We start from the raw sequence: 9,640 nt of genomic DNA, 5'->3' as shown, positions 1-9,640 counted from the left end.
GTGGGCTCGGAGATGTGTATAAGAGACAGATGGTGAAAACCCCTACGGACTATAAGGAGAGACGATTATGCAATTCCCACCACTACCTGCACTCGGCGAGGCACCGTGGCACGACAAGATGGCGGCGTGGGCTACGGCTGTGGAGTCGTCCCTACTGGAGGCTGGTGGGGGTGGTGGCGGTGGCGGGTTCCCCGTGCAGCGCGCCACACTCACAGCCTCCGGCCCGGTCGACTCATCCGGCTGGCCGACTGATCAGGCTGTGACGCTGATCCTCACCCAGGACGCCACCGGCGGGCACACCGTCAATGGCGTCACCGTCGACCCGGCCCCTGGGTCGGTCACGGTCACCGCGTGGGTGTGGACGGGCAACGCATGGCGCGGATTCTCCGACTACGGCACGGTTGAGCCCGGTCCCGTGGTTGACACGACCCCGCCCACCGCCGGCACTCTGACCGTCGCAGTGGACGCCACCACCGCGAGCATGACCGTCCAGGGCGCGCTCGACGACGTGGCCCTGCACGCCCAACCCTTCCGCTTCGCCTACGCCCCTGCGGCTGACGCCGCAAGCTGGACCACCGCACAGTGGGGCACCTCCGCGACGTGGACCGACTGGCAGACCTCTGGCACCTATACCGGCGTTGCCGGGCTGACGGCCTCCACTACCTACGCCTTCCGCCACGAAACCCGCGACGCCGCAGGGAATGCCCGCATGGGCGGCGTGGTCGAGCAGACCACCCTTGCTCTCGCCGAGTGGACCACCCTATCCGCCCACGACTTCGCCACCACCCCCGACGGCACCGTCGTCGCGACCGGGTTCGTGCCGGAGACCGGCCCGGCGCTCAATGTCTCCGTCGCGGATGGTGCGGCGACGACCGCCAGCGTGCAGGGCGGTATCCTCGCCGCACCTCCACCGGGCGGCCAGATCTGGTCATCGCACGTCGAGATCACCCCGCAAAACACCCCACTGAACCACCGACTCCGCTACCACCTCGCGTGGTCCCTCGGCAATACTGGCGATTCGTATGTCGCCGCACGCCTCGGATGGATTACTGCGCGCGTGATGGGCAATGGCACGGTCAGCATCTACGGCCAGGGCACAGTCGTGACCACCGTCGAGCCTGACGCGCCCGCGGTTCCTCTCGCCGGGGAGGGCATGATCGAGATCATCACCGACGACGGCAACGGCTCTGGTGACCTAGAGATCCGTAACGCCACAGTGCGGGTCTACATCGGTGAGCAGCTGCACACCACCGCGACCATCACGGGCTACAACAGGGGCGGGAGCCCTCGTGTTGTGACACGATCCAGCCCCAGCGATGGCGAACCCAAGCCCCACGACGGTCTGCGCTCCTACCGGATCGAGGCCTCAGCGTGAGCATCCTGGTCGCTCTCCTCGCAGGACGCCACGCGACACAGCCGGGGGAACCGCAGCCAGCCGACCCCCGGCCAGTCGTGGACGACCCCATCGTCATGGCGATGCGCCCCGACTCCCGCGCAATCGCCACCCTCCACGTCGGGCCGACACGGGAGCACGCCACCCTCACCAGTGCTGTGGCCGCAGCCAAGCAGATACAGGCTGCGCGCAAGACGGCTGAGGGCGCCCCGTTCCTGACCCCCGACTACCGGGTCGATATCATCATGGACCCCGGCCACTACGACGAACCCGGTCCGATCACCCCAATCGGGCCGTTCATAGGCGTCTATGCGGCAGACGTGCAGAAGGGGACGACCTCTATCAACCGCGAGATCGTGCCGCACCAGTTCGTCTACTGGGAGGGCGTCGACATCCACACCGGGGCGTACATGGTGGACGGGAAGTACTGCATCCACGCCAGCAATCAGCGCGGGACGCTGGTCTTCGCCCGCATGTCGCTAACCAAGGTCGACCCGGCCAACCCTGACACCCAGCTCGTCACCTATGGGCATGACGGCGGCGACTGGGGATTCACCGTCCTCTACGATGCCACCATGACCGGCGGCACCAATGCCCACGGCTGGGACTTCGACGTCCACCCGCAGACGTTCTGCATGATCGACGTCCACGGGAAGGGCAACGCGGCGTGGGGTGGCCGCAACACCCCCGACCACTTCTGGCTGATCGACTCGTCCTGCGACGTGGTGGACACCAAGGCGCTTGGCGGCGTCCACATCAACGGCACCGACGTTCGTAGCGGCACCATCAGCCTCAACGGCTCACCGCTCGATGACCGCCGAGACTGGCCCATCCCCTATGGCGGACTCTCCCCGTGGGCGCGGGCGCACTACGGCCTCGACTACCCCACCCCGCCAGTCGACCCGCGCACCTGACCGCCCAGCGCTGTGGGCAGTAACATAGAGAGAGAGGAGACACCGTGACCGTCAGCCTTGGAGCAATCGCCAACCGGACCCTGCTCATCACCGCTCGCTACGCTGGGCAGTGGCTCATCGTCGGCAACACCGTCTATACCGCACCCGCCGACGAGGCGGAGATTCGCGTCTACGGCACCGGCAACGTCATAGTTGGCCCCGGCTGGTGGGACAGGCACGGCGTCTACGACGGCGTCTACGACGGCGACTACTTCGACGGCTCGTACACAAGCACCGTCGGCACCGACACGTTGAGCGTTGAGCGCTCGACGGACGGCGGCGAAACGTGGGAGACTATAGCCGACGGGCTATCGTCCGACGCGGGCGTGGGCGACCCCTACCCGCCGTTGTTCGGCCCGTTGCACTACCGTGCGGTTGCCGTGTCGTTGCTGCCGTCGGTGGCCTACGGCGATGCCGTCGAGGTAACACCGCCTGAGCCTACCCGTGTGTGGCTCACCACCGAGTCCGGCGCGGCGCTATCGCTGCCGTACGACCTAGCCGTGCCGTCATCGCACACACCCGGCGTGGAGTTGCACCGAGTGCTGGGGCGTACACGCCCGGTGGCGGCGTTCTCGCTGGATTACGAGCCCGCCCTATCGGTGGACGTGTCGGGTGTCACACTCCCGCAGCAGGGTGAGCCCGGCGAGGAGGTGTGGGCCGCGACCGTGTTAGGTCAACATGTCTACTACCGCGACCCCGCAGGGCGCAGGTTCTGGGGTGTGATCGACGGTGCGTTGTCGTGGAAGCCAACGTGGTGGGGCCACGATTCCGTGTCATTCAGTGTGACGGCGGTGGACCATGATTAGCGCCGAGTTGTGGGGGGCGTCGGGGCGTCGTGCCGCGTGGCGCGTGGATTTGCTCACCAACAAGGACGTGTACAGGCGTCAGCTCGACGGTGTTACTGGCGGCTCGCTTGACTTCAACGCTTTCCGTGCTGTGGCCGGCGGTGGAACCCTCACGCTAGAGGTGCCGAGCGGGCGCGACTTCCTACAGGGCGTGGATTGGCTGGCTGACCGTGTGGCGATCACCTACGTAGCCGAAGTCCACGGTCAGCGCTTCGAGGTTCCGTGGGGTGTGTTTCTGGCGTCGGGAGAAGTAGACGAGAGGGAACACCCCGACGGTGTGTCCGTCACCGTGCCGCTGGTCGATAAAACGGCGATCCTGCAGGACGATGGTATCCGCGACCACTACGCACTGCCGGTCAACTGGCCCGTGGTTGGCGCGGTCGAAGCGCTCATTGTCAACGGGGGCCAGCGCCGCTACGCGCTCACGCCGTCATCCGAGCGCACGCGCACCGCGGTATCGTGGCCTGCCGGGACGCCACGGCTCACCATCATTAACGACCTTCTGGCCGCTATCGGGTACACGCCGCTGAGGGCCGACGCCGAGGGCGTGTATCGCTCCGAGCCATACATCGACCCCGACCAGCGGACCGTACAGTGGGACTTCCGAGGAGGCGCGTACTCGGTGACCGCGCCCGAGTGGTCGGAGTCGCTGAGCGCGTCGGGTATCCCCAATCGTTATGTGGTAACCACGCAGGAGTCCGAGGGTGTGCAGCCGTTGGTTGGTGTTGCCGAGAATAACAACCCGGCCAGCGCCTACAGCTACGCACGTCGCGGTCGGTGGATCACGCAGGTAGAGGACGGGGCCGACGCCACGAGCCAAGCCGTGGTCGATGACTTGGCGCGGCGCAAGCTGCGCGACTCATCCCGGCCAGCGGTTCGGCTGCCGGTGGAGCACTTGGTGCTGCCGTTGACGTTGGGCGACGCGGTGCTGTCGCCTACCGGGCACCACATGGTGGTCGTTGAACAAGCAATCAAGTTGGAACCCATGGCTATGATGAGTTCAACGCTACGTCGGTTCGAGGTGGTCTAGGTGGCACTCAACACGTCGTCGTTGGCGCACCTACTCATCAACCGTGCCCCTGAGCAACTGGAACTGCCCTGGGCCACGGTGGAGGTTGTGTCGCCCGTACTCATGGTGCGGATGGCCACGGGGCCCGCGCTACCGGTCACGTCTAACGCCGCGGGGCCGCTGGAAGTTGGTGACCGTGTGTGGTGTGTGTGGCACAAGCGCGCGCTGACAGTATGCGCTAGCCCGTCGCAGGCTCAACGCGTCGCGTCGTTGCTGTCTAACACCGATTCGCGGGTGAGTAGCCTCACGGCGCGTGTTGGGGCCGTTGAGGGGCGCGCCACCAACCTCGAAAATTGGCGTACCAGCTTCAACACGGAGTGGAACACGTGGCCGGTTGCGTGGCGCGACGCGAACGACACGCCTTTGGCTATCGGCAACGGCACGCTGGAGGGGCGCTACCAACAGCTGGGGCGCACGGTGTTCTTCAGCATCCTATGGGAGCGCGGGAGCACCACGAACGTTGGAACGACCTACTGGACCTTCGATCTACCGTTCCAGTCGCGGTCTTGGCCCCGGGTAACAGCCAGTGGCTATTTCTACACCCCTGAACAGCCGGTAACGGCAATCCCCATCAGCCAGCAAGTATTGGTAGTTCAGTACGCGGGGGCGCGGTTGTCCAACACCAACCCGACCCCCGCCACGGGGCAAAGGTTGTTCTTGTCCGGCGTGTATGAGAGGGCGTGAGGGCATATGGTGCGAGGTGTGGTACAGCCCCCAACGTGGCTGACGGCCCGACGGGCACGAGTCGCGCTTGCGACAGTCGGTGTGATGCTACTGGCGCGAGGCGGGGACGTGTGGCTCGACTGGGCTGGTTTCCCCGACCCTGGCAGGGCCATCCTGTACGAGGCGTGGCCCGCGACGTTGCGTGCGTCGCTGTGGGTGACCACCGGCGTGATCGTGCTGGCACTCGCACCGACTCGGCTGCACCGTTGGGGCTGGCTGGTGGCGTGCCTGATGCCCGTGGAGCGTGCTGTATCCCACGCCTACTCGTTGGCACACTTCGCCATCCCCGGCTACCCTCCCGGCGCCTTCTCATCGGCCCCCGCCCTGCTGTACTGGCTCGCCATCATCAACATGTGCCTGCTGCTGGCCGGGTGGCCAGACCAGCCACACGAGGAGGAGCGCTGATGGAGCCGGTCACGCAGATTATCCTTACCGCCATCACCGCCGCGGCTGGCGTGCTCGTTGCGCTCGTGGGCCGCGCTCAGGTACTGCGGTCGAAGCGCGTGGAGTCCGAAGCCGCGCCGTACAGCGAGCTTGCCCGGCGGGTTGACCACCTCGAAGAACAGGTAGGGCAGTTGTTCCGCGAGCGCCACGAGGACCGGAACTATATCCGGCGGTTGTTGGCTGAGCGCCCTTTTGGGTTGCCGATCCCACGCCCCGCGCCGTCGTGGCTGGATCACCCCGAGCACGCCCCGACCCCCTCATCCATCATCGAACCGCCTAGGAACAATTAGAAAGGGTTGATCCCATGGACGACGACAACAACAAGCTAGACCCCGGCGACGAGTTGAGCGTGGAGTTTCCCGACGACCACGACGACGCGCCGGAACCGGGCACCACTGAGAATGACACGGTGCTATTACCTGAGCCCATTCCCGACGACACCGACCCGGCCGTGGTGCCCAGCCAGGTTACGGCGATCATCCGCACGCTCACGCCCATGTTGGTGGGCTGGGTAGTCTCGGTCGTCGTGTGGGCGCTCACTCCCCTTGGTGTGAGTGTGCCGCCGTCGTTCAACACGTGGCTAGAGGGGGCGCTGCCCGTCGTGCTGGGCGGTCTGTACTACCTGCTGGCGAAGTGGCTTGAGCGCGTCGCGCCGTCGATCCCATGGCTGGGGTCCACGCGCCGCCCGTTGTACACACCACCCGCTACGGGCGGGGCTACGTACGCGCTGGCGACGCTGGCCAACACCGGGTATGTCTGGTACAAGGGCGGCAAGTTTTCGCCCGAGTTCCGCGACGCGCTTGTTGAGCTTGACCGTCTGACCCCTGACGTTCCCCTTGTGGTGACACAGGGCGGCTACAACGGCACGGCGGTAGCGGCCAGCGCGGGCACTCATGCGGGCGACGCCGTGGACTTCTCGGTTCGTGGTCTGACGCGCGAACAAGTGGCCAAGGTTATTGAGGCTGGGCGCAAGGTGGGCATATTCCTGTCGTTCCGCACAACCAACGTGGGCAAGTGGGGCGTGCGCGCTCAAGGTTTCCCCAGCTACCACCTGCACGGTGTGCCCAACGGTTGGGGCGCGCCGTCGGCCGGGGCCCGTCGTCAGATTGCCTACATCGACGCCAAGGGCGTGAAGCACGGCTACCGCAACGGACGCGACGGGCTGGTCGGCAACGGGCCGGACGTGGGCCCGGGGCATGTTTCGACGTATCGGCTGCGCACCTGGTGGGACTACCTGGCGGCGAAGAAGGTCGCCCCGAAGCCCGCGCCCAAGCCGTCGGTACCGGCCACGGGTGCCGCGCCGAAGCCGCGGGTGGTGGTGGTGGACGGTCAGCTTGGCCCGCAGACGATCCGGGCGTTGCAGACCGTTTTGGGGTCGCGCTACGGGACGCGCACCATGGACGGCAAGCGACTTCTCCCGGTCGATGGCGTGTTGGGTAAGCAGACGTACGCGGCGTTGCAGCGGGTCTTGCAGTACCGGGCCCCCAAGGGTTGGGCTAGGTGGGCTGCTAATGGTGTCTTCAACAGCCATTGGGTGAAGCGCTTGCAGTGGTACGTCGGCGCGACGCTGGATGGCAAGTGGGGTCCCGCCACTACCCGCAAGTTGCAAGAGAAGCTGAACGCGGGCACGTTCTAAGACCACCCGGTTACACCGCCGGTTGGAGATACCCGACAAGGTGCAGAAACACCCCCCGAGCTTCGGCCCGGGGGGTGTTTCGCGCGGAGGACTCAGTTCCTGGCGTGCTTGGCCACGATGGCCCAGAAGTCGTCGTCTTCGACCTGGACGGCGTACCCGTCGCCGTAGTCGCCCAGAACCTCATCCGCGATGGCGTCCACGTCGTAGTCGTCGGCGTCGGCCATGCCGCTGTTGATGACGGCGACAATCTCCGCGGCGATGGCTTCGTTCTTGGTGCTGTAGGTGGCGGTCATGTTCTTGTCCTTTCGTCGGTAGCCCTTGTGGCTATGTGTAGAGCTTAGCACACTTACATTGCTAGGTGTCAACTCCAGAAAGATAACAGTTTGATAACGGTCACTTGTCGGGTGCCGCGCTCAGTTGGCCGAACGGCACGCCCGGCGCGCCAAGCGACTTGGGGAAGCGCGTGTTGCGTACATAGACGCGGCTGTCCCACGACACCCCGGCCGCTGTGGCCTGGGCAACGAAGTCGTCAAGCTCCCGCAGCGTGAAGCCTGCCTTGTCGGCGGCGTGCGTTGTGTACTCACTAGCCACCGCGCACCACCGGTACGTAGTAGGTACACGGGCATGACGACGCACGGCACGCCGTGTACACCTCCCCGCCGTCGTCGTGGTGCATGTCGCGTACGTGTCCACATTCGCACGGCGTAATGCCCGTGGGCTTGGCGGGCGGCAGCGGGCGCGTGGACCCCACCACGGGGCCCCGGTGCGTGCGTATGGCGTCGGCCAAGTCCAGCACAGCCTCAGCTACCGCCAACAGCCCGTAGGCGGTTGGGGCATTCAGCCAGTCGCGCCGGGCGTTTACGGCTTGCGCGTTGTCGTCCACGCGGTCACGGGCGGTGGGCTTGTCGTCATACTTGGCCATGGTTGGCCCCTTCCAGTTCGGCCCGCCAACATGCTGGGCACTTCTTGGTGCGTCCCGGTTCCGCCGTCGTCTCACCGAAGTACAGCGCGCGGCCGCACACGCTGAGCATGTCGCCAGCGCCGAACAGGTGGGCCGACGGGTACGCCTTGGGCCTGCCCCACCCGCCCGGGCGCGTGGCCACAAGGGCGGCTAGCCAGTCATGCGCCGACGACGCCGCAGCGCTTCCCTTAGCCATTGCGGGCCCCCTCAACGCCCTTGCGCCAACCCTGCCCGGGGCGGGTCTTGCGCCATTCGGCAATGGTGGCTTCCCACCACCAAACAGTCTTGCCCAACTTGCCGTCAGGCGGGGGCATGGTGCCCCGGAATCGATAGCCACTCACGGTGGTGGGCCTCACCCCCAGCCGCGCCGCTACGTCGTGCGTGGACAGTTGACGGCCCTTGGTCGGGTCAATCTTGTTCATCATGGTTGTTTCCTTCCTTGTAGTGGTCGCGCGCTGCCCGCCACAGGTCACGAAGAACCCGCTTGCTGACGATCCGTAGCGCGTCGTTGTGGGAGTGGCCAGGCGTCCAGTCCGGGCGCGTGGTGGCCGTGTGTGCCCGTCGGGCGTCGTACACGGCGCGGTACTCGCTACCGGTCTGCTTCACGCATGACGTGGCGATGAGGTAGGCCCGCGTCTTGGCGTCGGTGGACCAGTTGGCTTGTTGGCCCTTGCGACGCCGGGCGGCTTCGTTGCCCCCGTCCCCGGGCAGCGTGTGCAGGCCACAGTACGCCCACAGTTGTGACACGGTGCGCGGCTGGCCCGTGTCGGCCCTGAGGTACGGGTCACCGACGGCGGCCAGTAGGCGGGCTAGTTGCTTCTCCCCTACACCCTTGGCGGTCTTGCGCCACGCGTTCAAGGGGTGCCTGCGCATGACCCGCTGCAGTTCGAGAATCGCGGCGTGTTCAAGCCCGGCCAGTTGCTCAAGCTGAGCCGTGACCACGGCAACCACGGGGTGTGTTTCGTCGTAGCCGAAGCCCCGCACAACGCCGTCTTCGTCGGGCTCAGTGGCCGTCAGGATTCGGGCGCGGTTGGCTTGGGCCTTACGCAGCCCCTCCACGTCGTCCAGGTACTGAGCCAGCGTGTACAGGGTCGGATCGAACAGCGACGGGCGGGGCGCGCGGTTATTGGGTGCCGAGCCTGTGTGGGCCCCGCCCGTCACTGAGTCTGAACCAACACGGGCGGGGCCCTTCTGGGCATCGAGCTCTGCCTGGCCCGTGTTGGTAGCTTGTGGTTCCCCGGGGGCGGAGCTGGGATGGGTGACGCCGGCCAAATGGCCCCCGGGGAAGTTGTGCCCGACCGGGGCGGGTCTTGCGCCATTCGGAAATGGTGGTTTCCCACCACCACACAGTCTTGCCCAACTTGCCGTCGGGCGGGGGCATGGTGCCCCGGAATCGGTAGCCGCTGACCGTGGCGGGCTTGATGCCCAGCCGCGCCGCCACGTCGTGCGTGGACAACTGTCGGCCCTTGGTCGTGTCAATCTTGTTCATCATGGTTGTTTCCTTCCTTGTAGTGGTCGCGCGCTGCACGCCACAGGTCACGAAGAACCCGCTTGCTGACGATCCGCAGCGCGTCGTTGTGGGAGTGCCCCGGCGTCCAATCCGGGCGCGTGGTGGC

At 66.3% G+C, this 9,640-nt stretch carries 13 protein-coding genes; 8 read left to right on the top strand and 5 right to left on the bottom strand.

Annotation, left to right across the window (positions count from 1 at the left end):
* Nucleotides 1–259 precede the first annotated feature (259 nt).
* The 8 genes from ACTQ40_RS09785 (at nt 260) to ACTQ40_RS09750 (ending at nt 7,063) form a co-directional block, all read left to right on the top strand.
* Nucleotides 260–1,375: a hypothetical protein gene (locus ACTQ40_RS09785; RefSeq protein WP_441564021.1), complete on the top strand. Its 1,116-nt coding sequence runs from the start codon at nt 260–262 to the stop codon at nt 1,373–1,375.
* Nucleotides 1,376–1,452: 77 nt separating this feature from the next.
* The gene (locus tag ACTQ40_RS09780) at nt 1,453–2,307 is read left to right on the top strand and encodes a hypothetical protein (RefSeq protein ID WP_441564019.1); all 855 of its coding nucleotides are present in this window, start codon (nt 1,453–1,455) and stop codon (nt 2,305–2,307) included.
* A gap of 44 nt (nt 2,308–2,351) precedes the next feature.
* Nucleotides 2,352–3,152 carry a hypothetical protein gene (locus ACTQ40_RS09775; RefSeq protein ID WP_441564017.1) on the top strand — a complete coding sequence of 267 codons (801 nt, stop codon included), beginning with the start codon at nt 2,352–2,354 and terminating at the stop codon, nt 3,150–3,152.
* Nucleotides 3,145–4,221, top strand: a complete 1,077-nt coding sequence (locus ACTQ40_RS09770; protein WP_441564015.1) for a hypothetical protein — start codon at nt 3,145–3,147, stop codon at nt 4,219–4,221. Before ACTQ40_RS09775 ends, ACTQ40_RS09770 begins: the two co-directional genes overlap by 8 nt.
* Nucleotides 4,222–4,944 (top strand): hypothetical protein, encoded by a 723-nt coding sequence (locus ACTQ40_RS09765; protein ID WP_441564014.1) that lies wholly within the window; start codon nt 4,222–4,224, stop codon nt 4,942–4,944.
* Between the two features lie 18 nt (nt 4,945–4,962).
* Nucleotides 4,963–5,388 carry a hypothetical protein gene (locus tag ACTQ40_RS09760; RefSeq protein ID WP_441564012.1) on the top strand — a complete coding sequence of 142 codons (426 nt, stop codon included), beginning with the start codon at nt 4,963–4,965 and terminating at the stop codon, nt 5,386–5,388.
* Nucleotides 5,388–5,717: a hypothetical protein gene (locus tag ACTQ40_RS09755; protein WP_441564010.1), complete on the top strand. Its 330-nt coding sequence runs from the start codon at nt 5,388–5,390 to the stop codon at nt 5,715–5,717. The genes ACTQ40_RS09760 and ACTQ40_RS09755 overlap by 1 nt, the downstream gene beginning before the upstream one ends.
* Nucleotides 5,718–5,731: 14 nt before the next feature.
* Nucleotides 5,732–7,063, top strand: coding sequence for a peptidoglycan-binding domain-containing protein (locus tag ACTQ40_RS09750; protein ID WP_441564009.1), 1,332 nt, complete (start codon nt 5,732–5,734; stop codon nt 7,061–7,063).
* A gap of 92 nt (nt 7,064–7,155) precedes the next feature.
* Here ACTQ40_RS09750 and ACTQ40_RS09745 read toward each other — a convergent pair whose 3' ends face one another.
* From ACTQ40_RS09745 to ACTQ40_RS09725, 5 genes are all read right to left on the bottom strand, one after another.
* Nucleotides 7,156–7,356: a hypothetical protein gene (locus ACTQ40_RS09745; protein ID WP_441564007.1), complete on the bottom strand. Its 201-nt coding sequence runs from the start codon at nt 7,354–7,356 to the stop codon at nt 7,156–7,158.
* Between the two features lie 100 nt (nt 7,357–7,456).
* A complete protein-coding gene (locus ACTQ40_RS09740) occupies nt 7,457–7,654 on the bottom strand; it encodes a hypothetical protein (RefSeq protein ID WP_441564005.1) in 198 nt (65 codons plus the stop codon).
* Nucleotides 7,647–7,985, bottom strand: coding sequence for a hypothetical protein (locus tag ACTQ40_RS09735; RefSeq protein WP_441564003.1), 339 nt, complete (start codon nt 7,983–7,985; stop codon nt 7,647–7,649). Before ACTQ40_RS09735 ends, ACTQ40_RS09740 begins: the two co-directional genes overlap by 8 nt.
* A gap of 227 nt (nt 7,986–8,212) precedes the next feature.
* Complete coding sequence (locus ACTQ40_RS09730) at nt 8,213–8,449, bottom strand: hypothetical protein (protein ID WP_441564001.1); 237 nt, start codon at nt 8,447–8,449, stop codon at nt 8,213–8,215.
* Nucleotides 8,433–9,296, bottom strand: coding sequence for a hypothetical protein (locus ACTQ40_RS09725; protein WP_441563999.1), 864 nt, complete (start codon nt 9,294–9,296; stop codon nt 8,433–8,435). Before ACTQ40_RS09725 ends, ACTQ40_RS09730 begins: the two co-directional genes overlap by 17 nt.
* Nucleotides 9,297–9,640 lie beyond the last annotated feature (344 nt).

The organism is Collinsella sp. Sow4_D11 (genome assembly GCF_052116465.1).
GTDB lineage: Bacteria > Actinomycetota > Coriobacteriia > Coriobacteriales > Coriobacteriaceae > Collinsella.
The sequence above is the reverse complement of the archived record's forward strand: the minus strand, read 5'-3'. Positions and strand labels throughout refer to the sequence as shown.

Excerpts from the sequence above, each read along its gene's own strand:
- ACTQ40_RS09745 (WP_441564007.1), bottom strand. The coding sequence starts at position 7,356 with ATGACCGCCACCTACAGCACCAAGAACGAAGCCATCGCCGCGGAGATT.
- ACTQ40_RS09770 (WP_441564015.1), top strand. The coding sequence starts at position 3,145 with ATGATTAGCGCCGAGTTGTGGGGGGCGTCGGGGCGTCGTGCCGCGTGG.
- ACTQ40_RS09730 (WP_441564001.1), bottom strand. The coding sequence starts at position 8,449 with ATGATGAACAAGATTGACCCGACCAAGGGCCGTCAACTGTCCACGCAC.
- ACTQ40_RS09735 (WP_441564003.1), bottom strand. The coding sequence starts at position 7,985 with ATGGCCAAGTATGACGACAAGCCCACCGCCCGTGACCGCGTGGACGAC.
- ACTQ40_RS09755 (WP_441564010.1), top strand. The coding sequence starts at position 5,388 with ATGGAGCCGGTCACGCAGATTATCCTTACCGCCATCACCGCCGCGGCT.
- ACTQ40_RS09750 (WP_441564009.1), top strand. The coding sequence starts at position 5,732 with ATGGACGACGACAACAACAAGCTAGACCCCGGCGACGAGTTGAGCGTG.